The organism is Pseudomonas viridiflava (assembly GCF_003702045.1).
GTDB classification, from domain to species: domain Bacteria; phylum Pseudomonadota; class Gammaproteobacteria; order Pseudomonadales; family Pseudomonadaceae; genus Aquipseudomonas; species Aquipseudomonas viridiflava_C.
Genome location: NZ_RBTP01000069.1, coordinates 192654 through 216897, shown reverse-complemented (window position 1 = coordinate 216897; position 24244 = coordinate 192654). Strand labels below are relative to the sequence as shown.

Sequence of the window (24244 nt, the reverse complement as noted above, 5' to 3'; positions counted from 1 at the left end):
TGAGACGCAGTATTCGCGGACAAGTCCACTCCCCCGATGAGTTGTTCCAGGCGCATTCCTGAGGTGCTTTCGTGAACCTGCCAAGCGCTTCCGGGCTCACGCGTCCGACTTGCAAGCCAGGTTCGTGGGAGCGGACTTGTCCGCGAAAAGGCCGGTATATCCGACGCAACTTCAGTGACTGAAATACTGCATTCGCGGCCGAGCCTGCTCCCACTGCGTGGGAGCGATCAATTACAACGCAAACGGCAGCGGGATATGCGTTTCCTGGCGTTGGGCCAGGCGAAGTTCGAACTCCACGGGATCGTGAATCAGCACGTCCTGGCCGGCGAAGGTTTCTGCTGCGATCAGGCGGGACAGCCAGAAACGCACGCAGCCGATGCGCAGCATGGTTGACCAGAGCTTGGCTTCAGCCGCATTGAACGGTCGCAGAGCCGCATAAGCGCCGAGCATGGCGCGGGCGCGTACCGGGTCGATCTGGCCGTCCTCGCGGGAGCACCAGTCATTGAGCGTGATTGCCAGGTCATACAGCATCGGCCCTGAACACGCGTTGTAGAAATCGATCAGCCCGGTCAGGTGCGTGCCTTCAAACAGCACGTTGTCACGGAACATGTCCGCGTGCAGGTTGGCACGGGGCAGCGCCAGGATCTGCGGCTTGAGGTCTTCGATTTCCTGCAGCGACTTGTCCAGCAACATTCTCTGCTGCTCGCCCAAGTGCGACAGGAAGTTGCGTCCCTCGCTCAGCATCCAGTCCAGCCCGCGATCGGTCCTGCGCTCCAGTACGTTGTCGCGCGTCGCCAGATGCAGGTTGGCCAGCAATTCACCGATCTGTGCGCAGTGCTGCGTGTTGGGCTGGCTGATGTGCTTGCCCGGCAGGCGCGGCTGCAACAGCGCCGGCTTGCCCGCCAGCTCGCGCAGTGCCTGGCCATCGGTGGTACGCAAGGCGTAGGGCACCGGCAGGTCCGCGTTGTGCAACACATCCAGCAGATCAATGAAGAACGGCATCTCCTGCACCGGCCCGCGCTCGACCAGGGTCAGGACGAACTCACCCTGCTCCAAGCTGATGAAGTAGTTGGTGTTTTCGCTACCGGCGGCAATGCCTTGAAAGTCGCGCAGACGGCCGAGCCCGTAGGGGGCGAGGAATGTTTCCAGCTCGGGCCGAGCCAGTGGGGTAAAGACGGACATATCAGGACTGCCAGCAATAAGTGAATTTAAGGTGTTACCAGCTGAATATTTCCCACTGCGGGATCAGCATGTCCGGTTGGTCCGAACGTATGAAATTGGGGCTTGTACCATCGGCGCGCACCAGAAAATAGGGTTTGCCATGCTTGGGCGTGATCTTGACGGCGTACAGAAAGCCATTCTGGCGATACTCTTGAATGATTTTGTCGCCATCGGTGCGGATTGTGACGTCCGGTGCCGCCGAGGGCGAGTCTTCGGCGCACACGGCAACCAAAGGGCAGAGGGCCAACAAGCCGGTCAACACCAGTCGATTTGCCGTGCGCATGATAACCTTGTCCCTTTGTCGTCAATGGTCCTCGCATTCTAGCGCCGGACCCGCCGAAAAGGTTGATTCTGCTCATGAGCCAAGCACCCCTCGTCCTGGTGGACGGTTCTTCTTACCTCTATCGTGCTTTCCACGCACTGCCTCCGCTGGCTACGTCCAAAGGGTTGCCGACCGGCGCCGTCAAAGGCGTGCTCAACATGCTCAAGAGCCTGCGCCGGCAATACCCGGACAGCCCGTTTGCCGTGGTCTTCGACGCCAAGGGCGGCACATTCCGCGACACAATGTACGCCGAATACAAAGCCAACCGTCCCAGCATGCCGGACGACCTGCGCGTGCAGGTCGATCTGCTGCATGCCTGTGTCAAAGGCCTGGGTTATCCGCTGCTCTGCGTTGAAGGCGTGGAAGCGGACGACGTGATCGGCACATTGGCCCGCAGCAGCGCGGCGGCGGACCGTCCGGTGATCATCTCCACTGGCGACAAGGACATGGCGCAACTGGTCGACGGCCACATTACGCTGGTCAACACCATGACCGGTAGCGTGCTGGACGTGACAGGCGTGAAAGAAAAGTTTGGCGTCGGTCCCGAGCACATCATCGATTACCTCGCCCTCATGGGCGACAAGGTCGACAACATTCCCGGCGTACCCGGCGTTGGCGAAAAAACCGCCGTCGGCCTGCTGGTCGGTGTGGGCGGTGGACTCAAAGAGCTGTATGGCAACCTCGAAGCGGTAGCGACCCTGCCGATCCGCGGCGCCAAGACGCTCGCGGCCAAGCTGGAAGAGCACCGCGACATGGCGTTCCTGTCCTACGAGCTGGCAACGATCAAGATCGACGTGCCGCTGGACATCGAACTGGACCAGCTGCATTGCGGCGAACCGGACCGCGATGCGCTGATGGAGCTGTACGCCGAGCTTGAATTCAAGAGCTGGATCGAAGACCTGCAACGTGACGCCAAGCGCGCCGGGCAGGAGTTGGCTGTCGAAGAAGCACCTGTGGTGACCAAAGAAGCGGCCTACGAGGTGATCCTTGAGCAGGCGCAATTCGATGCGTGGCTGAAGAAGCTCAACGCCGCGCCCCTGTTTGCGTTTGTCACCCAGAGCAACGGCACTGATGCCCAGCGCGCGCAACTGGTCGGCCTGTCATTCGCCATCCAGACCCACGAAGCGGCGTATATCCCGCTGACCCACTCCTATATGGGCGTGCCGCAACAACTGGATCGTGACGCCGTGCTCAAGGCGCTCAAGCCGCTGCTGGAAGACGCCAGCAAGATCAAGGTCGGCCAGCACGCCAAGTTCGCGATCAATCTGCTCGCCAACTGCGCGATAGGCGGCGATCAGAGTCAGGGCATCAATCTGCAGGGCGTCAAATTCGACACGATTCTTGAGTCCTATGTGCTGGACTCCACCGCCACTCGCCATGACCGCGACAGCCTGGTGGCCAAGTACCTGACGCACACGCCGATCAACTTCCAGGACATCGCTGGCAAAGGTGCCAAGCAGCTGACCTTCGATCAGATCGCCCTTGAGCAGGCTTACCCTTATGCCGCCGAAGAAGCGGATCTGACCTTGCGCCTGCATGAAGTCTTCGAGGCTCGGCTGGCTGCCATTCCGACCCTGCAGCCGGTGCTGAACGACATCGAAATGCCGCTGGTGCCGGTACTGGCGCGCATCGAGCGTCAGGGTGCGCTGGTCGACGCCAATCTGCTGGGCATTCAGAGCGTCGAGCTGGGCGACAAGATGACCGCGCTGGAGCGTGAAGCGTTTGCCATCGCTGGCGAGGAATTCAACCTGGGCTCACCCAAGCAGTTGGGCGTGATTCTTTACGAAAAGCTCGGCATGCCGATCATCAGCAAGACCGCCACCGGCCAGCCTTCCACGGCCGAAGCGGTACTTGCCGAACTGGCCGAGCAGGACTTTCCGCTGCCTAAGGTCCTGATGCAATACCGCTCCATGAGCAAGCTCAAGAGCACTTACACCGACCGTTTGCCCGAGCAGATCAATCCACGCACCAACCGTATCCACACCTCCTACCATCAGGCGGTGGCGGTGACCGGGCGGCTGTCCTCCAGTGACCCGAACCTTCAGAACATTCCGATTCGGACCGCTGAAGGTCGCCGCATTCGTCAGGCATTCGTGGCGCCGAAAGGCTACAAGCTGTTGGCTGCCGACTATTCGCAGATCGAATTGCGGATCATGGCGCATCTGGCGCAGGACGAAGGCCTGCTGCATGCGTTCCGCAACGACCTGGACGTCCACCGGGCGACGGCGGCCGAGGTGTTCGGCGTTGAACTGGAAAACGTCACCACCGACATGCGACGCAGCGCCAAGGCGATCAACTTCGGTCTGATCTACGGCATGAGCGCGTTCGGCCTGGCCAAGCAGATCGGCGTGGACCGCAAGCAGTCGCAGGCGTATGTGGATCGCTACTTCGCCCGCTACCCCGGCGTGCTCGATTACATGGAGCGCACACGTGCTCAAGCGGCTGAACAGGGTTTCGTCGAAACCCTCTTCGGTCGTCGCCTGTACCTGCCGGACATTAACGCCAAGAACCAGTCACTGCGCAAGGGCGCGGAGCGCATGGCGATCAACGCGCCGATGCAGGGCACCGCAGCCGACATCATCAAGAAAGCGATGGTGGCCGTGAACGGCTGGCTGGACGAGTCGCAGCTGGACGCGCGGGTCATCCTTCAGGTGCACGATGAACTGGTGCTGGAAGTACGCGAAGACCTGGTTGATCAGATCAGCGAGCAAATTCGTCCGCACATGAGCGGCGCGGCTGAACTGGCGGTTCCGTTGCTGGTTGAAGTGGGTGTGGGCAACAACTGGGACGAGGCGCACTGATGACATAGTGGCGAACTTGTCACCAAGTTCGCCAAATGTTGTAGGAAATGTGAACTTTTCTTCATCGCTGGAACTTAACCCGCGGGACGGGAGTCAGACTCCACGATTGGCTGAAAAGCCACTCATGCTCCTATGTTGTGTTAAGTGTTGGCAGATATCCGGGCCCCACCCTAAGGTCCGGACCTTGAACCCCGAACTTCCCCCTCCCCATACGAAGTCCGGGGTTTTTTTTGCCCGCGTTTTACTCGGCGGGTGCCTTGTCTTCCAGCTCCATCCAGTCGGCCAGCACGGTGTAGGCTTCTTCCAGGCCCATGCGCTTGGGCGCCGAGAACAGCTGAATGGTGACAGCCTCACCCCAACCCTTGCGGATTTCCGACTGAACCTTGAGCAGTGTGTTCTTGGCTGCGCCATAGGTGAGCTTGTCGGCTTTGGTCAGCAAAATGTGCATCGGCATTTTGCTCGCTACGGCCCAGTCCAGCATCAGCAAGTCGAAGTCGGTCATTGGATGACGGATGTCCATCATCAGAATCAAACCCTTCAAGCTTTCGCGGCTGCCCAGATAGGCTTCCAGGTGACGCTGCCAGTGCTGTTTGAGCGGGATAGGCACTTTGGCGTAGCCGTAACCCGGCAGGTCGACCAGACGACGATCCTCGTCCAGGCCGAAGAAGTTCAGCAACTGGGTGCGCCCTGGGGTTTTGGAGGTGCGCGCCAGGCTGGCGTGGGTCAGGGTATTCAGCGCGCTGGACTTGCCTGCGTTGGAGCGGCCGGCAAACGCGACTTCAAAACCTTCGTCGTCCGGGCATTGGTCGACCTTGGCGGCGCTGAGCATGAAGGTGGCCTGTTGGCACAGACCGAGGATGGGGTTCTTGAGTTGCATGTGATTTCCGGTGAAGGCCTTGCCTGCAGGGCGTACGGCAAGGGCGTGTCGTTTCCGTTTGGGTAGCGCGAGTATATAATGCCGCAAATTTTGTGTGTGCTTTCGTCTCCAGGCAGGAGAGTGGGCACAGCCAGCGAAATCAATATGCGCATTAGAACGCAGTCCGCTTTCAACCTGAAAGGTTTTTGCTGAGTCATCGGGCTTAAGGGCAGTTGTCATCGGGTCAAAGGCGATGCCGCTGCGCCGACTGGCGCGTGCAACGACAGCAGTGGCCAGGATTTGCCAACTATCCTTGGGGATGAGCAAGTCATGGGCTAGCCGATTTTTCACCCTATTTGGCTGATCGGATGACCTGATGAACAGATTATGTGTGAGCCTGCTGGCGACGCTGGGCCTTTGCGCCTCGTCCTACGCGGCCGATCCTGCAGGCGATGCCGCCGCCGGCCAGTCGAAAGTCGCCGTGTGCGGTGCCTGCCACGGTCCCGATGGCAACAGCCTTGCACCCAATTTCCCCAAGCTGGCGGATCAGGGTGACCGCTACCTGCTCAAGCAACTGCGCGAAATCAAAGACGGCAAGCGCGTGGTCGTGGAAATGACCGGCATGCTGAACAACCTCACGGATCAGGATCTTGCCGACATCTCCGCCTGGTACTCGCGCCAGAAAGGCAGCGTCGGCGTTGCGTCTCCAGATCTTGTGGCGCGTGGCGAGGCCCTGTTTCGCGGCGGCAAGCTGGATCAGGGCCTGCCCGCCTGCACGGGCTGCCATTCCCCCGATGGCTCCGGCAACACCCAGGCAGGTTTTCCTCATCTTGGCGGCCAGCATGCCGATTACATAAAAAAGCAGCTGACGGCGTTCCGTGAGGGAGACCGGGTCAATGACGGAGACACAATGGTCATGCGTGCCATCGCTGAAAAACTCAGTAACAAGGATATCGAAGCGCTGGCGCACTATATTCAAGGGCTGCACTGAGCGGCGCCGGGGTTACGGCCCCGACTTGCATGACCTGCTTCACGGCCTCTGCAAAAAGGGCCACTGCTGCGGCCCTTTTTTCCGGTCGCCAGCGTTACACTAACGAACTCAAGCTTTCGCGACCGGTCGAAATGACCGTCGCTCGAAGGCGATTCAATCTGTCCAGGAGTAAAGCATGCGTAATCTGATCATCAGCGCCGCACTGGTTGCCGCCAGTCTGTTCGGTATGTCCGCTCAAGCCGCCGAGCCGATCCAGGCTGGCAAGCAATACGTCGAACTGAGCAGCGCTGTGCCTGTCGCACAACCAGGCAAGATCGAAGTCGTGGAGCTGTTCTGGTATGGCTGCCCGCATTGCTACGCATTCGAACCGACCATCAATCCTTGGGTTGAGAAACTGCCGTCCGACGTCAATTTCATCCGTATTCCTGCCATGTTCGGCGGCCCTTGGGATGCCCACGGCCAACTGTTTATTACGCTCGACATGATGGGCGTCGAGCACAAGGTTCACGCTGCCGTATTTGATGCGATCCAGAAAGGTGGCAAGCGCCTGACGGACAAAAACGACATGGCCGACTTCGTGGCGACACAAGGCGTCAACAAGGACGAGTTCCTCAAGACGTTCGATTCCTTCGCGGTAAAGGGCAAGATCGCGCAGTACAAGGAACTGGCCAAGAAATATGAAGTGACAGGCGTCCCGACCATGATCGTCAACGGCAAGTATCGCTTCGATCTGGGCACCTCCGGTGGTCCTGAAGCCACTCTGCAGGTGGCTGATCAACTGATTGCCAAAGAGCGTGCGGCCAATCAGGCTGCGAAGTAAGCGCCGGTCATGGGCCGCTGGGGTAAGGGCACAGAGCGCGTCGTTGGCCTGCATGATCCGCGGGTCAACGAGCATCATCTGAGCAAAAGCGGTCTGCCGGAAGACGGTAGGCTGCGGCTGCTCAGTTTCAATATTCAGGTCGGTATCAGCACCGAACGTTACCGGCACTACCTGACGCGCAGCTGGCAACACCTGCTGCCGCACGTCGGGCGTGCGGGCAATTTGAAGAAGATCGGCGACCTGCTGCACGATTTCGATCTGGTTGCCTTGCAGGAAGTCGATGGCGGCAGCATGCGCTCCGGCTTCGTCAATCAGGTCGAGCATCTTGCCCAGCTGGGTGCTTTTCCGTATTGGTATCAGCAACTCAATCGCAATCTCGGCCGCTTCGCTCAGCACAGCAATGGCGTGCTGAGCCGTCTGCGTCCCGCCAAAATCGAGGATCATCCGCTGCCCGGCCCCGCCGGACGTGGCGCGATTCTGGTGCGCTTCGGTGAAGGCGACGACGCGCTGGTGGTGGTTATGATGCACCTTGCATTAGGGACCCGAACCCGAACGCGACAGCTGGCCTACATTCGCGAGCTGATTGGCGGCTATCGTCATCAAGTGCTGATGGGCGACATGAACACCCACGCCAACGATCTGCTGGAGCATTCGCCGTTGCGTGACCTGGGGCTGTTGGCTCCACAGATCGAAGCGACGTTCCCCAGCTGGCGGCCGCAACGCTGTCTTGATCATATTTTGCTCAGCCCGACCCTGACACTTGAACGTGTTCAGGTACTGGCTCAACCCATTTCCGATCACCTGCCGGTTGCTGTCGAGATTCGCCTGCCTGCTTCACTGTGTGGGGACTCGCTGCCTGTGCCCTCTGGTGGAAGCCTTGCATGAGCGACGACGCGGAGCGTTGGAGAGAGAAATACCTCAAGGGAATTGAACAGCAGGAAAAACTCGAAAAGCGCTGGGATGCGCGGCTCGACCTGCTCCGCAGAGGTTTGGTACGAAGCAGTCTGGCGGCAGAAGGCTCTGACCGTGCCGTCGACGAATGCATGAAGGAAATGCGCGAGATCGTGCGCAAGGACGACATGGACGCCGGGTTGGCAGGCCTGATACCGCGCCTTGAAAAAGCCGTGCTGGATTCCGAGCATCGCCGCGAAGTACGGGTTGGTCAGATCAGTACCGCCCTCACCGCGCTGGTTTCTCAGCTGCAAGCACTGCCGCTGCCCCGTGAGGTGCGCAAGCCGCTCAAGCGCTTTGCCAAAGATCTTGAAGAGCGTGCTTCTCAGGCTCGCGAGTTGCCCTTGTTGCTCAGCGAACTCAGCGGTTTGCAGGGAAAGGCGCTGACTCAACTCGAAAAGCCCGAAGAAGGCCATCGTCCTGGATTGCTTGAGCGTTTGTTCGGCTCGCGGGATGAACATGGCGAGGCTCACCCTCCTCATCCTGATGTCGCCTCGCCCGCTGACCCTTCATCTGACCCCCATCAAGAACGCGATGAGCTTGAAGCAGAGCCGCAAGCGCACGATGATCCCGCGCCTGTTGCGCGTTCGGCCGCACCCCCTGACGTCGTCCCTGACGATTCTTCCGTCGCCCCTGAAATAACTGCGCCCGCCGCAGCCGCAGCCGCAGCCCCTGCCCCTGAGCCCACAGCGGTCGAACCTGAAATTCCCGAGCCTGTCATCGCCCGGATGGCCGAGCCGCCGCCGGTTGATGCACCACCCGCTCCGACGGTTATTGAGCCGGGGCTGGACGTCGATATCGAGTCCTTGCTTACGCCAACGCCAAGTGTTCCGTTCCAGCAGCGCCCTGATCCCGTCATCGTGGTCGATGAGCCGGAGGACGATACTGAAAGCGAAGCGGATGCAGACGCCGAGGACGACGGCTACGCACTGCCCGCCGCGCCTGAGCCGAGCTACAGTTCGGTGGCCACGCATATTGAGGAAACACTGCTGGGGCTGCTTTCCGACCTGACGCTGTCCGAGCATTACCGGCCGCAGGTCGAGGCCATGCAGTTGCGTCTCAGGCACGGGCTTAACTGGTACGAGCTGCTTCCCATCCTGGATGATCTGGCCGTGCTGATGCTGGCGATCAATAACGGTGGCCAGCAGGAATTCGGCGTCTACCTCAAGCAGTTGAACGAGCGTCTTGAATCGTTTCACAGCCATCTTCAGGCTGCCAGCGAGGACCATGCCGAGGGCCAGTCCTCGGCTCGCGATCTGAACGAGCAACTGCGTGAGCAAGTCGGCGGCTTGCAAAGCAGCGTTCAGGACGCCTCTGACCTGCCCAGCCTCAAACAGGTGCTCGATAATCGGCTGGAAGGTTTGCTGAGCACGATGGACGACTACCAGCGCAAGCGAGACCTGCGCGAACAGGAAGTCGCTGTGCACTTGCAGAGCCTTGCCACCCGTGTGGCGAGCATGGAGCAGGAAGCGCTTGGGTTTCGGACCAATCTGGAAGAGCAGCGCCAAAAAGCCCTGATCGACCCGCTCACCGGGCTGCCGAATCGCGCCGCGTGGGGCGAGCGGCTTGAAACTGAAATGGCCCAATGGCAGCAACACAAGAACAGCCTGTTGGTCTGCATACTGGATCTGGATCACTTCAAACGCATCAATGATGGCTACGGGCACCTTGCGGGCGACAAAGTATTGAAAATTGTCGCGAGCGTGCTGAAAAAGCGTTTGCGTCCCGGTGATTTCCTGGCCCGCTTCGGGGGCGAAGAGTTTGTGATGCTCATGCCCGCTACACCCGTACCCGCAGGGCTGACGCTGCTCGATGAACTTCGTGAGGCGGTGGAGCTTTGCCCGTTTCACTTCAAGGGCGAGCGAGTCACGATCACGGTTTCGATGGGTGTGACGGCATTTCGCACGGCCGAGCGCAGCGACGTGGCCATCAAGCGCGCCGATCAGGCGTTGTATCGGGCCAAGGAAAACGGTCGGAATCGGGTCGAGCAAGGGTGATGGCAGCAGTCAGGCCGGGGCAGCGTTCTTTACAAGTCGGTTATCGCTGTTCTTTTGTTATGATGTTGCATTCTCCGTGAACGTAGTCTGATCCGATGAAGCTGTATTTCTCTGCCTTTCTCCTGCTTGCCCTGACGGCGTGCTCCAGCGGTCCCAGACTGGACACGAGCCACCCGTCGGTGAATTTCGACGGCCGTATCCAGTACGTGGTCATGCACTACACCTCGACCTCGCTGGAGCGCTCGCTTCAGCTGCTCACTCACGGCGAAGTCAGCAGCCATTACCTGATTGGTGATGACAGCCAGGCAACCATCTACAAACTGGTCGATGAAAGCGCCCGTGCATGGCATGCCGGCGAAAGCGAATGGGATGGCCGGACCTGGCTGAACTCCAGCTCCATCGGGATCGAGATCGTCAATCCGGGCTACACCGAATCGCCCACGGGGCGGCTCTGGTATCCGTACACCGAAGCGCAGATCAAATCGATCACCGTGCTGCTCAAAGACATCGTCAAGCGCAACAAGATCGATCCCCGGCACATCATCGGCCACAGCGACATCGCGCCTTCGCGCAAGCTGGATCCGGGCCCGCTTTTTCCGTGGAAACGGCTGGCCGCAGAAGGGCTCGGCATCTGGCCCGACGAACGGCTGGTGGCACAGCGTCAGGCCGTGTTGATGAACAACTTGCCAACGATCAGTTGGTTCCAGCAGCAGTTGGCACGCCTGGGTTACACAACGCCTCAGACCGGCGAGCTGGATGTCGCTACAAAGCAGGTGCTGGCCGCCTTCCAGATGCATTATCGCCCTGCGCGTTTCGATGGCGAGCCAGATGCCCAGAGCGCGGCGATCCTGCAGGTGCTCAACAGCACTCGTTAAGCACACTGCCGGCCCGTTTTTCGACGGGCTAACTTTGCACCAGTTGCTATAACTGATGGGTACTCTGTCCGAGTATCCGCACATGCCCATCGCTTCAACACGTTTTCGAACCGCGCTTTCCCGCCCCTGGCTGCTCGCATCGCTGGCGGCCCTGTTGAGCGCGGCTGTGCTGTTGGCGGGCAGTGCCGGCCTTGCGTTGCAGCAGGCACGGCAGATCGAGAGCCAACGGATGAATGCGCAGGGAGAGCGTTTTCTCATCCGCCTGGAACAGTTGTTCGGCCAATTGCGGTCGGGGCTCGATCACCTTGAGCACCAACCCCTGCGGCGTTGCAGTCCCGAGCTGGTCGGGCGTTTGCGGGAAGTGATTTCCGGCAACCGATTCATCTACGAAGCCGCGTATGTGGGCGATGCGCGTCCTTGTTCCAGTTGGCCCCGCAAGAAGCTGGTAAACGAAACCCGGGCGCCGGATATTCGTGGGCCTACTTACGACTATTGGCTGAATACGTCAGCCCAGCCGGACGACAACCTGGCAGCTCTGGTGCTAGGCCGTGGTGATTTTCGGGTATCGACCTCGCGCGGGCATCTGACCGATGTGGTCGACCTCCCTCCCGGTGGCAGCTTGCTCGTGGTGTTGGACAATGCGACCCGTGCCATACCGGTGCTGGGCCCTGCGCAGCCCTGGCCTGTGTCTGGCTGGGCAACCGGTGGCAGCGAGCCGCTGATGACCACGCCGACACACTTGATTTATCGCATGGCGACGCAAAGCCCGGAATACCAGTTGGTGCTGATCACGCCGCGAACCGGGCTGCGGCAGGAAATCACTGGCGCCTGGTGGCTGCTGGTTCCGGTCAGCCTGTTGCTGTCGTTGTGCATGGGTGCGCTGGTGTTTCAGTTGCTGCGCCAGCGCAAATCGCTGGGCGCCGAGCTGACAGGAGCCCTGCGCCGAGGCGAGTTAAAGGTCCTCTATCAGCCCATTTTTAACCTGGGTACGCGCCAGTGTGTCGGTGCCGAAGCATTGGTCCGCTGGCATCGCCCTGATGGCACCCTGACGAGCCCCGATCTGTTCATACCCTTGGCGGAGAACACCGGTCAGATTCGGCAGATCACCGATTTTGTGCTGCAACAGACGCTGGAGCAGTTGGGACCTTTGCTGCGTGCCAATCCTCAGTTGTACATCTCGGTCAACCTGGCGGCCTGCGACGTCATGTCCGCCCGCATAGAGCGAATAACAGCGAGATTGCTGGCGTTGCACAAGGTGGCTGCACGGCAGATTGCTTTCGAGGTGACAGAACGCGGCCTGATCGATGTGGTGGTTGCGAGCAACTACCTGCAAACGCTGCGTGATCGCGGCCACCAAGTACTGATTGATGACTTTGGCACAGGCTATTGCAGCCTGGCCTACCTACAGACCCTGCCGGTGGATTGCCTGAAAATCGACAAGGCGTTTGTCGACGCGCTGGGCCACGATGCCGCCAGCAGTGGCGTTGCACCGCACATTATCCGAATGGCCCACGCCCTGCGCCTGAAGGTGATTGCCGAAGGCATCGAGTTCGAATCCCAAGCGGCGCTGCTCAACAGTGAAGGCGTGATGTACGGCCAGGGCTGGTTGTTCGCCCGTCCGCTGACGTCTGGCACATTCGTGGAACTGGTGACCGGCGGACGCCGCAGCGCTGCGAGGCGCAAAGACGATGTGGCGTAAAGAGGATTTCTTATCAACGCAGTTTTCTATGGCTGCGTCTCGCGATAGACCCGAAACCACCAGCCCGTGGGCGCGGACGTGTCCGCGAATACAATCCTCCAGGCACTGCGTTTCGACAGATGTCCCTGCAGGCGCGGATCAGCGCCAATTAAGGCATCCGCTGCCGTTGTAACCTGCGAGAGCGCCTACGCCCTTCGGGCAGCAGCAGGTTTGCTTCTCTGACGGCTAAAGCGGCAGCGCCATGTAGAACTGGGTGCCCTGCCCCGGTCTTGAATAGACGCCCATCCGCCCGCCGTGCAGTTGGACGATCTCTTTGCAGAGCGCCAAGCCAAGCCCGGCTCCGCCCTTTTTGCGGCCGACCTGCACGAAGGGCTCGAAGATTCGTGCCTGCTGGCCGTACGCGATGCCCTCGCCGTTGTCTTCAACACTGATCACCGCCCGTTCACCGTGACGCCTGGCTTGCAGGCGGATCAGACCGTTTTCGGGCGTGTGTCGCAAGGCGTTATCCAACAGGTTATCCAGCACCCGCTCCAGTTGCGACTGGTCGGCATGCAGCCGTGGCAGGGTTTCGTGGATGTCCAGCATCAGGACGATGCCCTGCTCGTTCGCCTGGTCGTCAAAGCGGGCCTTGGCTTCTTCCAGCAAAGTTTCGATGGAGCACGGTGCCAGTTTGAGTTTCTGCAGGCCGTTCTGGTAACGCGAGAAGTTGAGCAGGTCGTTGATCAGCTGCATCAGGCGCTGCATTTCTTCGGTCACGGTATTGAGCAGGTCGGCCTCTCGGGTTTCCGGGGCAAAGTGCAGTCGCTCCTGAAGCAGACCGAACGCCATGTGCATGCCCGTCACCGGGGTGCGCAATTCGTGCGAGGCGCGCAGGACGAACTCGCTGCGCACGCGTTCGAACGCCCGTTGCTCGGTCACGTCATGCAGCACCATCACCGCACCGAGGATATGCCCTTTGGTGTGGCTGACCGGCGTCATGCTGTAGGTCAGCAGACGCGATTCGTTGTCGATCTCGATGGCCAGGTCTTCAGGGGCGCGTTCCAGACTGCCGCCACGTAGAATCAGGTGCAGCTGTTCGTCCAGCTCAGGATGACCCAACGCCTCGCCAAGTCCCTGGCCCAGTCGGCTTTCGTCCCACCCCAGCTGGCGCTGGGCTACAGGGTTCAAGTGCTCAAGACGACCCTGTCGGTCGATCATCAGCAATCCATCATCAATACTGTCCAACACCGCTTGCAGGCGTTGCTGGCCCGCGAGCAGTTCGTCGATATTGGTGGCCTGGTGCTGACGCAGCGCCTCGGCCATGATGCCGAAACGTCGGGTCAGCAGGTTCATCTCTGCCGCCGACGAAATAGGCAGCGTGACCTCGTAATTACCCTGACCTATGCGGTCTGCGGCCTTGGCCAGCGCCTCGATGGGCGCGCCGAAGCGTCGGGCGATGCCGTGTGCGGTCACGAAGCCGATACACAGCACTGCCAGCCCGACAAGCCCGAGAAGGCCCGCGATCCACAGCGCACGTTCCCGCGAATTGACCTCGGCGTTGCTGATGCTCTCCAGCGCCTGGCGATGAATGTCCAGCAGGCCATTGCGCAACTGGTCGAAGCTGGCGCTCAGCTCCGGGTTGCCCCGGATGCCGCGGGGATCGTCGCCCAGCCGCTTCCAGTCATCAATGAAGTGTCGGTAGTCGGTCTTCGCTTTTTCAAAGGTGTCGAGAATGGTCTGCCGATTGTCGTTGACCGCGCTCTGATCAAGCAGCTCTTGAAACTCTGCCTGGGCTTTTTCCAGCTGCGCCACGCTGTGCTGGGAGCCGGTCATCAGCACCAGTTGGTCGCCGAGGTTTTGCCGCAGCTTCAGGCCGGTATCGAGGATGGCGAAGTTGTGCTGGATCAGCGATTCCTGAGTTCTGGCCATCTGCATGACACTGACCAGGCCCAGCAGCAGCCCCAGCAATGCCACGGTGATGAGGGCCGATATGCTCAGGAACAGGCGAGTGCGCAACTTCATGGCCAGTTTCATGTGAGATTAATCATAGGTTGTACTGTTTACGTTTGCGGTAAAGCGTCGAGGCGTCGATGCCCAGTGTCTTGGCGGCCTGGTCGAGTGTCTCGCTGGTGGCGAGTACGGCGCCGATGTGGGCTTTTTCCAGCTCGTCCAGACTCAGTGCCGCACCCACGCGAGGCGCGTTGTTGGCCGGTTGTTCCGCCATACCCAAGTGGCTGATTTCCACTCGTTCTTGCGGGCAGATGATGCTGGCCCGCTCGATGACGTTGCGCAGCTCGCGGATGTTGCCCGGCCAGCGATAGTTGAGCAGTGCGGCGCGTGCTTCTTCACTGAAACCTCGTGCCGGGCGCGCGTATTCCTTCACGAAGCGGGCCAGGAATCGGTCTGCCAGTGTCAGGATGTCCTCACTACGTTCACGCAGGGCGGGCAGGTGCAGTGTGATGACGTTCAACCGGTAAAGCAGGTCCTCACGGAAGCGACCGCTGCGCACCATGTCTTCCAGGTTCAGGTTGGTGGCCGCCAGAATGCGCACATCGGCGCGGCGAGTGACCGGGTCACCGACGCGCTCGTATTCCTTGTCCTGAATGAATCGCAGCAACTTGGGTTGCAACGTCAATGGAAAATCGCCGATCTCGTCGAGAAATAGCGTGCCGCCGTCGGCCTGATTGACTCGGCCCAAGGTGCTTTCGCTGGCGCCTGTAAACGCCCCGCGACTGTGACCAAACAATTCGCTTTCCATCAATTCTGCGGTAAGCGACGGGCAGTTGATGGTGACGCAGGACTTCTTCGCCCGCTTGCTCCAGCCATGAATTGCTCGCGCCAGCTCACCTTTACCCGTACCCGACTCGCCCAGAATCAAAATGTTGGCGTCGGTCACGGCGACCTGACGGGCCGTTTCCAGGATCGCCATCATTGAGGGGCTATGGGAGTCCAGGCCGTCCTTGGGCTTGCGAATCTCACCTTCCAGGGCTTCCAGCCGGGCCGACAACTGCCGGACTTCCAGCTGTTTGGCGGTTGCCAGTCGAAGTTGGTCGGGGCTGCAGGGTTTGACCAGATAATCAGCAGCGCCGGCCTGAATGGCATCGACCGCCGTGTCCACCGCCGAGTGGGCCGTGACGATCACGACGCGCATCCAGGGGGCTTGAATTCGCATTTGTGCCAGAACGTCGAGACCGTTGTCTTCTCCCAGGCGCAAATCCAGAAAACACAGGTCAAAGACCTGGCGTTGCATCAGCGTGTCAGCCTGCGCTGCGCTGTTGGCAGTGGCGACACTGTAGCCTTCGTCTTCCAGGCAGTACCGGAAGGTGCGGAGGATGGCGGACTCGTCGTCCACAAGCAGAATACGGCCCTGATTCTCAGTGGCTGCTTCCATTTTTCCTACGCTCCTTAATGAATTGTCTCAGTTAGTCTCGGAATCATCGGGCAAGTTGCATGGTCAATTCTGATTGATTCAGCGGCATGCATGCTAGCGATCTGTTCAATTAATCGCGATCAGGCTGATTAGTCCGTGTTTATGTCGCTAAAACCGTCCATGTGGAGACGAATAGCCCACCTCAGAAGGAAAACGCCATGCACTCGTTGAAAAAACTAGCGTTGATCACCGCAACCGCCGCTGTGCTGGGAACCAGTCCTTTGCCGGCCCAGGCCCAGGGCGACCTGCCCACTCAACTGGCAGAGGCGCGTCAGGAAGGCTCGATCTGGACGGCCTTTGCGCTGAACAAGCACCTGAGCCCTTTCAAGATCGATGTGAATGTCGAGAAAGGAACAGCGATCCTTAAAGGCAAGGTAGAAAACGAGGTCGATCGCGAGCTGGCCGAACGCATCGCGCTGGACATCAAGGGCATCGACAAAGTCGACAATCAGTTGGAGATCGACGCTGCCATTGCTAATGAGCCCGGCACCAAGGCCAACATGGCCCAGCGTTTCGAAGACGCCACCCTGGTTGCCACCGTGAAGTCGAAGCTGCTGTGGAGCAGCGTGACCGAGGCGTTAACCATCGATGTCGACAGCAAGGATGGCGTCGTGACGCTCAAGGGCCGTGCGCAAAGCCCCGAGGCCAAGGAGCTGGCGGGCAGCCTGGCGAGCAATACGGACGGCGTGGTCAGCGTCAACAACTTGATCAGCTTGAGCGCAGCGGACTCCATTGCAGCCAAGACTCAGCCTCAGAACCTGAGCCCGACCGAAGAGCTCAGCGATGCCTGGATCACCAGCAAGGTGAAATCCAGCCTTATCTACAGTCGCAATCTGGATGGTCTGAACATCAAGGTCGACACCAAAGAGGGTCTGGTGACGCTTAACGGCGTGGTCGCCAACTTTGCGGAGAAGGAACTGGCGGTCGAAATCGCACGAAATATACGCGGCGTCAAAGGCGTGAATGCCGACGCGCTGAAAGTCATGGCCCGCAGCGCAGGCTGACAGCGGCTGAGGGTGCGCAGAACGTTTCGTGCAGAACGCACGATTGCAAAGGTGTAATCGTGCAGCTTGCTTGTAAGTAAAAGTGTCGTAAGTTTGTAAGATGTTGATTTATAAGCGTTTAAATGCGTCAAGAAAGCTGGCATGCAGTCTGCAATATCCCCTTCAACGAATGGTCGGTACGTGCTGACCCACACAATTGAATGCCACCCGGGTGGAGGGGATTTGCAAATGAACAGCCAGCGTATTGCACAATTGCGTATCTCCCCTCTTCACATTCAGCAAGGCTTGTTTTTGCTTCTCGCCCTGCTCGTCACCCTGATTGCCATTCAACAGTTTCAACGCTGGACACAAGTCAGTGAAGCAACTGAAACCAGACAGCAAATCATTCACAGCAGTGCGTCTTATCGCAGCGTCAGCGCTCCGATGAGTCAAGGCACTGCATCGGGCCTGCGTCCTGTAGAGGGTGTTGTCTCGGCGAATGAAGTAGCGCCACAGCAAAAATGGGTTTTTTGACCCGACTTGAACCACTGCGTCATTCAAAAATAAACGGATGTAAAAAAGGAGTATCACCATGTTGAGTTGGGCAATCACGTTTCTGATCATCGCCATTGTTGCTGCCGTTCTGGGCTTCGGTGGTATCGCAGGCACCGCTACCGGTATCGCCAAGATCCTGTTCGTCGTGTTCCTGGTCATGTTCGTAGTGTCGTTCTTCTTCGGTCGTCGCGGTCGAGGCTAACGATGCATACGTCACTCCGTACGCTGGCAGCCGCCCTGATCATGGGCGGCAGTGCCTTGGCATCAGCCGCCAATGATGGGCAAGCTCGGGCCAATGAATTGCTTAATTCATCACCCGAGTATCGCCAGACCTGGACGAAAGTCGTGCAGAAGGAAGAGCGTTTGCCGGAATGGGTGTTGAACCTGTCCGGTACTTCCGAGCAAATGACGGCAGTGACCGAGGACGGTGATCCGTATCTGGTGGGGCCGCTGTGCGAAACCACCGATACGTGCAAGAGCAAACGCTTGATCGTGGCTTTCAGTCTCGACAAGGAAGACGCGTACGCGATGTTGGTTGAAGTGCCTGCTGGCCTCCCAGCTGACAAATCTCCTACGCGTCATGCCACCTACCGGTATTTGGGCAAGCCTGACGAGGGCATGAAGCAGCTGCTCAACGAGCAGCTGCGCAAGGACCCGAACTGGTATTGATCCAGAGGGAAGAAGTCGTGGAAACCTGATGACTTCTTCTTATTGTGCGACCCGAAGAGGGTTCGCGCATGACCAGGGGGCCGGGATGTGCTGATTGTTAGAATCGGCGCGACCTAGGGGTACAGGGAGTACCTCCGTTGAGGGCCGGGTCAGGCAAGCTGCCGCGCACGTTCATGATTTCTCGCTGCTGTGTGCATCGAGTCCAATTATGAGTTCTGCGCGGCGCTCTACGTTTTACCGGTTAGTTCCCTGTCTGTTGACCGTATATCCTTAAAATCTTGTAGGAAAACGCTTCTTCAGTACCTTTTCATCTCCGCTCGATAATTTCCCTCTTGCCTCCTTTAGGCGACGTTCTAGCCAGCTTCGCGCCGAATCGCCCTCTTCTTCCGTGTCGCAAATCAATTCTTTTGGTCGTTTTTGTATGCCGATCCTGCATGGGGTAGTCGTTTACGGCATTAGACGTGTGCGCATGGGGTGGGAATAGTTGCGACTTTTTTTCGCCTGCTATAGAGACGGGATGCTCGCCTGCGGTGACCTTCTGTGGACATTTCCAAAGGCATCCGCCGCCTGAAACTGCTGTGGAAAAGCGCTTTCAACGTGACGGTTTTGGAGTGGACCAAGCCACTTTGAACAAAGGGTAATGAAATGAAGAAGGCAAAGCTGAGTCTGGCCTGGCAGATTCTTATCGGTCTGGCGCTGGGTATCCTGGTCGGTGCCGCGCTCAATCACTTCAGTGCTGAAAAGGCCTGGTGGATCAGCAATATCCTGCAACCGGCCGGTGATATCTTCATTCGTCTGATCAAGATGATTGTTATCCCCATCGTTGTCGCATCGCTCGTAGTGGGCATTGCGGGCGTGGGAGATGCCAAAAAGCTGGGTCGCATAGGTCTGAAGACCATCCTCTATTTCGAGGTGGTGACCACCATCGCGATTCTGGTCGGTCTGGTGCTGGCCAATGTCTTCCACCCGGGCACCGGCATCGACATGAGCACGTTGGGCACGGTCGATATCTCCAAATATCAGCAGACCACTGCCGAGGTTCAGCACGATCACGCGTTTATCGCCACGATCCTCAATCTGATCCCGTCCAACATTTTTGCGGCGATGGCGCGTGGCGAGATGCTGCCCATCATCTTCTTCTCGGTGCTGTTTGGCCTGGGCCTTTCGAGCCTTCAAGCCGAAGTGCGTGATCCGCTGGTCAGACTGTTCCAGGGCGTCTCGGAAACGATGTTCAAGGTCACGCACATGATCATGAACTACGCACCGATCGGCGTTTTCGCCCTGATCGCGGTGACCGTCGCCAACTTCGGTTTCGCCTCGCTGCTGCCGCTCGCCAAGCTGGTGATTCTGGTCTATGTCGCCATCGCTTTCTTTGCGTTCGTGGTACTGGGCCTGATTGCCCGGGCGTTCGGCTTTTCAGTTCTGAAGCTGATGCGGATTTTCAAGGATGAGCTGATTCTGGCGTATTCCACAGCAAGCTCTGAAACCGTATTGCCCCGCGTGATTCAGAAAATGGAAGCCTACGGCGCGCCGAAAGCGATTTGCAGCTTCGTGGTGCCCACCGGCTACTCGTTCAACCTTGATGGCTCGACGCTCTACCAGAGCATCGCCGCCATGTTCATCGCCCAGCTTTATGGCATCGATTTGTCCATTGGCGCGCAGTTGATGCTGGTCGTAACGCTGATGGTGACGTCCAAGGGCATCGCAGGCGTTCCGGGCGTGTCCTTCGTCGTGCTGCTGGCGACATTGGGTAGCGCAGGCATCCCATTGGAAGGTCTGGCCTTCATTGCAGGCGTCGACCGCATCATGGACATGGCGCGCACCGCCCTGAACGTCATCGGCAACGCGCTGGCCGTACTGGTCATTTCGCGCTGGGAAGGCATGTATGACGATGCGAAGGGCCAGGCCTACTGGGACTCCCTGCCGCACTGGCGCAGCAAGGAACCCGTTCCGCTGGTGAACCCTGCCGCTAAGTGATTGCTGAGTTCCTTGCACTCATCGCTCCTACGCTCCAGCGTGGGAGCCGCTTGGTATGTTCAACGTCCGCACGATCAAAACCTCACACACCGCTCGGTCCTTCGCTACGCGTTCGCTTCTGGCTGTGAAGCGGGCAGCCTCCGATTTCCCTCCTGCCCCCCTCGCCGTTATCATCCCCGCATCTTGTGAGGGACTTATCCGATGCTCAATGGCCTGTGGCTTGGTTTTTTTGTCGTGGCGGCGATTTCCGCGATGGCGCAGTGGCTGGTCGGCGGCAACGCGGGCATTTTTGCGGCGATGGTCGAGAGCATCTTTGCGATGGCCAAACTGTCGGTCGAAGTCATGGTGCTGCTGTTCGGCACCCTCACCCTTTGGCTTGGTTTTCTGCGCATCGCCGAGAAAGCCGGGATCGTCGACTGGCTGGCCAAAGTGCTGGGGCCGCTGTTTTTGCGTCTGATGCCGGAAGTGCCGCCGGGTCATCCAGCGCTGGGTCTGATTACCCTGAACTTCGCTGCCAACGCACTCGGGCTGGATAATGCTGCAACGCCCATCGGCCTTAAGGCTATGCGCTCGTTGCAGGAGCTCAACCCCAGCAAGGACACCGCGAGCAACGCGCAGATTCTGTTTCTGGTCTTGAACGCATCGTCCCTGACTCTATTGCCAGTGACGATCTTCATGTATCGGGCGCAGCAAGGCGCGGTCGATCCCACGCTGGTGTTCCTGCCGATCCTGCTGGCAACAAGTGCCTCCACGGTCGTGGGCCTGCTGTCGGTTGCGTTCATGCAGCGCCTGCGTCTATGGGATCCGGTGGTGCTGGCTTATCTGATACCTGGCGCGCTGCTGCTGGGCGGCTTCATGGCGTTTCTGGCCACGCTGTCAGCCGCTGCGCTGGCGGGCCTTTCGTCCATTTTGGGTAACCTCACACTGTTTGGCCTGATCATGATGTTTCTGATCATCGGCTCGCTGCGCAAAGTGCAGGTGTACGAGGCGTTTGTCGAAGGCGCAAAGGAAGGCTTTGACGTCGCCAAGAGCCTGTTGCCGTATCTGGTCGCGATGCTCTGCGCAGTCGGCGTGTTACGTGCTTCAGGCGCATTGGACTTCGGCCTGGAAGGCATCAGGCACCTGGTGGAGTGGCTGGGCTGGGACACGCGCTTCGTCGATGCCTTGCCGACGGCGATGGTCAAACCCTTCTCCGGCAGCGCCGCGAGGGCCTTGCTGATTGAAACCATGCAGACCCAGGGCGTGGACAGCTTCGCGGCCTTGGCGGCCGCGACCATTCAGGGCAGTACCGAAACCACGTTCTACGTACTGGCGGTGTATTTCGGCGCCGTTGGCATTCAGCGCGCCCGTCATGCCGTGGGTTGCGCGCTGCTGGCCGAGTTTTGTGGCGTGGTGGCGGCGATCTTCGTGTGTTACTGGTTCTTCGGCGCCACTGCCGCCTGACGGGTTATTGAGCGGGCGTCTCGGGCGCTGCTTCAGCTTCCGGTGCCTTCTGCTCCGGCTGAGCGGGCGCGGATTTTTCAGGCGCTGATTCGGGCTTGCCTTCCTCGCCCGTATCGCCGCCAGGCTTGAGTTTGATGATCCTGCCGGTCGGTCGCTTGACGGCGGGCTCATCGGCTTCGGTCACGTTGAAACGCAGCACGCCGATCATCTGCCCGTCCTCGGTCAGCACCCTCACCTGCCAGCGCCCGACTACGTCCTGCGGAAAATTCTGTTTGTGTGTCCAGGCGCGATAGCCTTCCTTGCGCCCGCCGTGGATGTCCAGGGCGATTCGGTCCATCTCTTTACCGTCATGCCGCCATACATGATAAATACGCTCCTCAAGGCCACGTGGGGCGTTGATGGCGGTGTACGCATACAATCCGCTGCTGCGCAGCTGGCTGGCGCTGATCTGACGGATGCTGTCGCCCGGCGTGCGGTTCTTGTCATCGAAGTCAGGGCTGACGGCCACCTCGGTCAACCACAACGTGGCAGGCGGCACCCAGGAACGCAGCAACCATCCCGCGCCGCCTGCTACCACAATCATAGTGAGTACCATCAACGCATTGCGCCAATTGGTCAGCGGGAAACTCGAGGCCAGGCTCGGAAAAGACAGCAGCATCGCGACACCAAGCGCCAGCTTGTAACTTTCGGCGGTTGTCAGGTGCACGATGATGGGCAGCGCAGTCAGCAAGGCGGCGAACAACGTCAGTGTGTGCAACGCCATGAACAGCCAGCGGCGAGGCGCGAGCCATTTGTAGTACAACGGATCGATGATCGAAATCAGCCCTGCAGCGCCCAGTAAGGCGGTGAAAACGGCCTGGCCGCTGTTCCACGTCGTGGTGATGAAGAAGAACGGCAGTACGAAGAACAGGCTTTCCTGGTGAATCATCTGCGTGCCATAACGCAGCAAGCCTTGCGGAATCTCACGGCCGATGGCCTTGTTGAGCATCCCGACCATCGTGTTTTCGACCATCAGCCACAGCCAACTGATCAGCATGACCACTGCGATCCAGGTCGCCAGGCCTTCCTGTCGATCGACCAGAATGAAACTGGCAATACCGGAGACGAAACCAAAAGCCGCAATGAGGCCCGGATAGCGCTGCATCAAGTCGAGCACGGGTGTAACAAAGCGGTTCAGGTCGGGCATTTGGACAGTTCACTCGGGTTGAAACATTCGAAAAGCCGCGCAGCATAACAATGCTGAACACGTTACTGAATGCAGCATGCATTCCATCGGTCGACGCTTATTTGTTATGCAAACGCCGGTAGCGCAAGAACGCCAACAACACGATCAGGCCCAGCACCGCACCGATCACCCAGTACAGGCCGTCATAGCCAAGCAGGGGTTTTTCGATGCGCAAATAGCCCGGTTGAGCCAGTAATTGACGCATGGCACGGTTGGCGGTTTCAAAACTGACAGCCTTGATGCGTTTGGCTGGATCGACGAAGCGACCGTCCTCGTAATCGTTGATCGCCCCCCAGTAGTAATCGGCCAATGCGCTGTTGCCTTGAACGGCCCACGCCTGTCTGGCAATGGCCGCGTCCTGCAAACGCGCAAAGGTTTCGGGCTGCATGCCGTCCTTTTGCAGGCGCTCGACCAGGGCCAGTATTTCCCGTTCGGCCACATCGGCGTCTTCTCGTTCGACATCTGCGTTCAGGCTGAGAAACCCGACATCGCCGAACACTTCACGATCAACAGAAGGCCCGTAGGACAAACCCTGTTTCAGGCGCAGGTCTGTGTACAGCGCCCAATCCAGGTAGGACTCGACCAGATCCCAGGTTTCGTCGTGTTGATCGTCCAGTTGCGGTTCGGTGTAGATCAGGTGGAGCTTGGCGTTTGAGCCCAGCCCGCCGCGCTCCAGTTCACGCCTGTGTTCGGCGGATCCGTTGCTTTCGGCCAGTGGCGGATGGTCGATCGGGTCTGTCGGGGCCAGCTTGCCGTAGGTGCGCTCCAGATAGGCAGGCAGCAGTTTGTCCAGATCGCCGACGACGATCAGCGTCATGTTATTGGGGGCGTACCAACTGGCAAAAACTTCTTCGATGTGTTCCAGCTTGATGGGGTCCACTTCCGGACGCTCGGCGCACTTGAGCCCCAGCTCGATTGCCAGTTGACTGCTTGCGCTGTGGCTGGAATCACGCCGGTCAAGCAGGCGCTGCAAGTGTGAAGAGTGCCCGCCATCCTCGCGCTCCACGATACGCTTAACGTTGTCGAGGCGTTCCTGGGTCAGCTCGGTTCGGGTCATGACGCCCAGCAGCAGGTCCAGCACCTTGCGCTGGTTTCGGGCGGGCGCTTCCAGTACGAACGTGGTGTCGGTGTTGCTGGTAAAGGCGTTCCACTCGCCGCCCAGCGCCTGCATCCGCTCCTCAAGGCCGCCCTCACCGCCTGCATCGACGCCGCTGAACAACAGGTGCTCAAGCAAATGCGGCAGCTCTTTGTCCTGGCACGGGAAATCATCGAAACCGATGCCCACGACCAGACGAATCGCGACGTGACCCTTGTCGTAGCCGGGTTTCAGAATGACTTGTAAACCATTGGGCAGCAGATAGCCCTCGACCTTGAGACGGTCAAGGGCGAACGAAGGGAGTGAGCCGAGAAGCAGACAAGCGAACAGCAGGCAACGCATAACGCAGCTTTC

Annotated in this window: 20 protein-coding genes; 13 read left to right on the top strand and 7 right to left on the bottom strand. The window is 59.3% G+C overall.

The genetic code is table 11. The features are described from left to right. Positions 1-231: 231 nt before the first annotated feature. Positions 232-1182 (bottom strand): homoserine kinase, encoded by a 951-nt coding sequence (locus ALP40_RS21715; RefSeq protein WP_122210224.1) that lies wholly within the window; start codon positions 1180-1182, stop codon positions 232-234. A 34-nt stretch (positions 1183-1216) separates the two neighbouring features. Further along, positions 1217-1504: a DUF2782 domain-containing protein gene (locus ALP40_RS21710; protein WP_122210223.1), complete on the bottom strand. Its 288-nt coding sequence runs from the start codon at positions 1502-1504 to the stop codon at positions 1217-1219. Between the two features lie 74 nt (positions 1505-1578). Between ALP40_RS21710 and polA the strand changes: the two genes are divergently transcribed. Next, positions 1579-4344: a DNA polymerase I gene (gene polA, locus ALP40_RS21705; RefSeq protein WP_122210222.1), complete on the top strand. Its 2766-nt coding sequence runs from the start codon at positions 1579-1581 to the stop codon at positions 4342-4344. Between the two features lie 241 nt (positions 4345-4585). Here polA and yihA read toward each other — a convergent pair whose 3' ends face one another. Then, complete coding sequence (yihA, locus tag ALP40_RS21700) at positions 4586-5221, bottom strand: ribosome biogenesis GTP-binding protein YihA/YsxC (RefSeq protein WP_073170442.1); 636 nt, start codon at positions 5219-5221, stop codon at positions 4586-4588. 355 nt (positions 5222-5576) lie between these two features. Between yihA and ALP40_RS21695 the strand changes: the two genes are divergently transcribed. The 6 genes from ALP40_RS21695 (at position 5577) to ALP40_RS21670 (ending at position 12533) form a co-directional block, all read left to right on the top strand. Then, complete coding sequence (locus tag ALP40_RS21695) at positions 5577-6191, top strand: cytochrome c (RefSeq protein WP_122210221.1); 615 nt, start codon at positions 5577-5579, stop codon at positions 6189-6191. Positions 6192-6366: 175 nt separating this feature from the next. Further along, complete coding sequence (locus ALP40_RS21690) at positions 6367-7011, top strand: thiol:disulfide interchange protein DsbA/DsbL (RefSeq protein ID WP_122210220.1); 645 nt, start codon at positions 6367-6369, stop codon at positions 7009-7011. Positions 7012-7020: 9 nt separating this feature from the next. Beyond that, a complete protein-coding gene (locus ALP40_RS21685; protein ID WP_122210219.1) occupies positions 7021-7896 on the top strand; it encodes an endonuclease/exonuclease/phosphatase family protein in 876 nt (291 codons plus the stop codon). Beyond that, positions 7893-9959 (top strand): GGDEF domain-containing protein, encoded by a 2067-nt coding sequence (locus ALP40_RS21680; RefSeq protein WP_122210218.1) that lies wholly within the window; start codon positions 7893-7895, stop codon positions 9957-9959. The genes ALP40_RS21685 and ALP40_RS21680 overlap by 4 nt, the downstream gene beginning before the upstream one ends. Before the next feature lie 95 nt (positions 9960-10054). Further along, positions 10055-10834, top strand: a complete 780-nt coding sequence (locus tag ALP40_RS21675; protein ID WP_122210217.1) for an N-acetylmuramoyl-L-alanine amidase — start codon at positions 10055-10057, stop codon at positions 10832-10834. 82 nt (positions 10835-10916) lie between these two features. Further along, entirely contained in the window at positions 10917-12533 is a 1617-nt protein-coding gene (locus ALP40_RS21670; protein WP_122210216.1) for an EAL domain-containing protein, read from the top strand. Positions 12534-12758: 225 nt separating this feature from the next. Here ALP40_RS21670 and ALP40_RS21665 read toward each other — a convergent pair whose 3' ends face one another. Together ALP40_RS21665 and algB are read right to left on the bottom strand one after the other, a co-directional pair. Further along, complete coding sequence (locus tag ALP40_RS21665; protein WP_122210215.1) at positions 12759-14546, bottom strand: KinB sensor domain-containing domain; 1788 nt, start codon at positions 14544-14546, stop codon at positions 12759-12761. 10 nt (positions 14547-14556) lie between these two features. Next, positions 14557-15903 carry a sigma-54-dependent response regulator transcription factor AlgB gene (gene algB, locus ALP40_RS21660; protein WP_122210214.1) on the bottom strand — a complete coding sequence of 449 codons (1347 nt, stop codon included), beginning with the start codon at positions 15901-15903 and terminating at the stop codon, positions 14557-14559. Between the two features lie 197 nt (positions 15904-16100). Here algB and ALP40_RS21655 point away from each other — a divergent pair, with 197 nt between their 5' ends. From ALP40_RS21655 to ALP40_RS21630, 6 genes are all read left to right on the top strand, one after another. After that, positions 16101-16946, top strand: a complete 846-nt coding sequence (locus ALP40_RS21655) for a BON domain-containing protein (RefSeq protein WP_122210213.1) — start codon at positions 16101-16103, stop codon at positions 16944-16946. A gap of 228 nt (positions 16947-17174) precedes the next feature. Then, a complete protein-coding gene (locus ALP40_RS21650; RefSeq protein ID WP_122210212.1) occupies positions 17175-17459 on the top strand; it encodes a hypothetical protein in 285 nt (94 codons plus the stop codon). A gap of 58 nt (positions 17460-17517) precedes the next feature. After that, complete coding sequence (locus tag ALP40_RS21645) at positions 17518-17682, top strand: DUF1328 domain-containing protein (RefSeq protein WP_002555679.1); 165 nt, start codon at positions 17518-17520, stop codon at positions 17680-17682. Between the two features lie 2 nt (positions 17683-17684). Continuing rightward, on the top strand, positions 17685-18149 hold the full coding sequence (locus ALP40_RS21640) for an inhibitor of vertebrate lysozyme family protein (protein WP_122210211.1): 465 nt from the start codon (positions 17685-17687) through the stop codon (positions 18147-18149). 645 nt (positions 18150-18794) lie between these two features. After that, positions 18795-20126 carry a glutamate/aspartate:proton symporter GltP gene (gene gltP, locus ALP40_RS21635; RefSeq protein WP_122210210.1) on the top strand — a complete coding sequence of 444 codons (1332 nt, stop codon included), beginning with the start codon at positions 18795-18797 and terminating at the stop codon, positions 20124-20126. 201 nt (positions 20127-20327) lie between these two features. Further along, a complete protein-coding gene (locus ALP40_RS21630) occupies positions 20328-21569 on the top strand; it encodes a nucleoside recognition domain-containing protein (protein WP_122210209.1) in 1242 nt (413 codons plus the stop codon). A 4-nt stretch (positions 21570-21573) separates the two neighbouring features. Here ALP40_RS21630 and ALP40_RS21625 read toward each other — a convergent pair whose 3' ends face one another. Together ALP40_RS21625 and ALP40_RS21620 are read right to left on the bottom strand one after the other, a co-directional pair. Continuing rightward, entirely contained in the window at positions 21574-22755 is a 1182-nt protein-coding gene (locus ALP40_RS21625; RefSeq protein WP_122210208.1) for a DUF5924 family protein, read from the bottom strand. A gap of 97 nt (positions 22756-22852) precedes the next feature. After that, positions 22853-24232 (bottom strand): pitrilysin family protein, encoded by a 1380-nt coding sequence (locus tag ALP40_RS21620; RefSeq protein WP_122210207.1) that lies wholly within the window; start codon positions 24230-24232, stop codon positions 22853-22855. Positions 24233-24244 lie beyond the last annotated feature (12 nt).

What these genes read in the sequence shown, in the direction of transcription:
- ALP40_RS21655 (WP_122210213.1), top strand. Translation starts at nt 16,101, where the DNA reads ATGCACTCGTTGAAAAAACTAGCGTTGATCACCGCAACCGCCGCTGTG.
- ALP40_RS21650 (WP_122210212.1), top strand. Translation starts at nt 17,175, where the DNA reads ATGAACAGCCAGCGTATTGCACAATTGCGTATCTCCCCTCTTCACATT.
- ALP40_RS21695 (WP_122210221.1), top strand. Translation starts at nt 5,577, where the DNA reads ATGAACAGATTATGTGTGAGCCTGCTGGCGACGCTGGGCCTTTGCGCC.
- ALP40_RS21685 (WP_122210219.1), top strand. Translation starts at nt 7,021, where the DNA reads ATGGGCCGCTGGGGTAAGGGCACAGAGCGCGTCGTTGGCCTGCATGAT.
- ALP40_RS21710 (WP_122210223.1), bottom strand. Translation starts at nt 1,504, where the DNA reads ATGCGCACGGCAAATCGACTGGTGTTGACCGGCTTGTTGGCCCTCTGC.
- ALP40_RS21645 (WP_002555679.1), top strand. Translation starts at nt 17,518, where the DNA reads ATGTTGAGTTGGGCAATCACGTTTCTGATCATCGCCATTGTTGCTGCC.
- ALP40_RS21640 (WP_122210211.1), top strand. Translation starts at nt 17,685, where the DNA reads ATGCATACGTCACTCCGTACGCTGGCAGCCGCCCTGATCATGGGCGGC.
- ALP40_RS21715 (WP_122210224.1), bottom strand. Translation starts at nt 1,182, where the DNA reads ATGTCCGTCTTTACCCCACTGGCTCGGCCCGAGCTGGAAACATTCCTC.
- yihA (WP_073170442.1), bottom strand. Translation starts at nt 5,221, where the DNA reads ATGCAACTCAAGAACCCCATCCTCGGTCTGTGCCAACAGGCCACCTTC.
- ALP40_RS21670 (WP_122210216.1), top strand. Translation starts at nt 10,917, where the DNA reads ATGCCCATCGCTTCAACACGTTTTCGAACCGCGCTTTCCCGCCCCTGG.
- ALP40_RS21630 (WP_122210209.1), top strand. Translation starts at nt 20,328, where the DNA reads ATGCTCAATGGCCTGTGGCTTGGTTTTTTTGTCGTGGCGGCGATTTCC.
- ALP40_RS21680 (WP_122210218.1), top strand. Translation starts at nt 7,893, where the DNA reads ATGAGCGACGACGCGGAGCGTTGGAGAGAGAAATACCTCAAGGGAATT.
- ALP40_RS21675 (WP_122210217.1), top strand. Translation starts at nt 10,055, where the DNA reads ATGAAGCTGTATTTCTCTGCCTTTCTCCTGCTTGCCCTGACGGCGTGC.
- gltP (WP_122210210.1), top strand. Translation starts at nt 18,795, where the DNA reads ATGAAGAAGGCAAAGCTGAGTCTGGCCTGGCAGATTCTTATCGGTCTG.
- ALP40_RS21690 (WP_122210220.1), top strand. Translation starts at nt 6,367, where the DNA reads ATGCGTAATCTGATCATCAGCGCCGCACTGGTTGCCGCCAGTCTGTTC.
- polA (WP_122210222.1), top strand. Translation starts at nt 1,579, where the DNA reads ATGAGCCAAGCACCCCTCGTCCTGGTGGACGGTTCTTCTTACCTCTAT.
- algB (WP_122210214.1), bottom strand. Translation starts at nt 15,903, where the DNA reads ATGGAAGCAGCCACTGAGAATCAGGGCCGTATTCTGCTTGTGGACGAC.
- ALP40_RS21625 (WP_122210208.1), bottom strand. Translation starts at nt 22,755, where the DNA reads ATGCCCGACCTGAACCGCTTTGTTACACCCGTGCTCGACTTGATGCAG.
- ALP40_RS21665 (WP_122210215.1), bottom strand. Translation starts at nt 14,546, where the DNA reads ATGAAACTGGCCATGAAGTTGCGCACTCGCCTGTTCCTGAGCATATCG.
- ALP40_RS21620 (WP_122210207.1), bottom strand. Translation starts at nt 24,232, where the DNA reads ATGCGTTGCCTGCTGTTCGCTTGTCTGCTTCTCGGCTCACTCCCTTCG.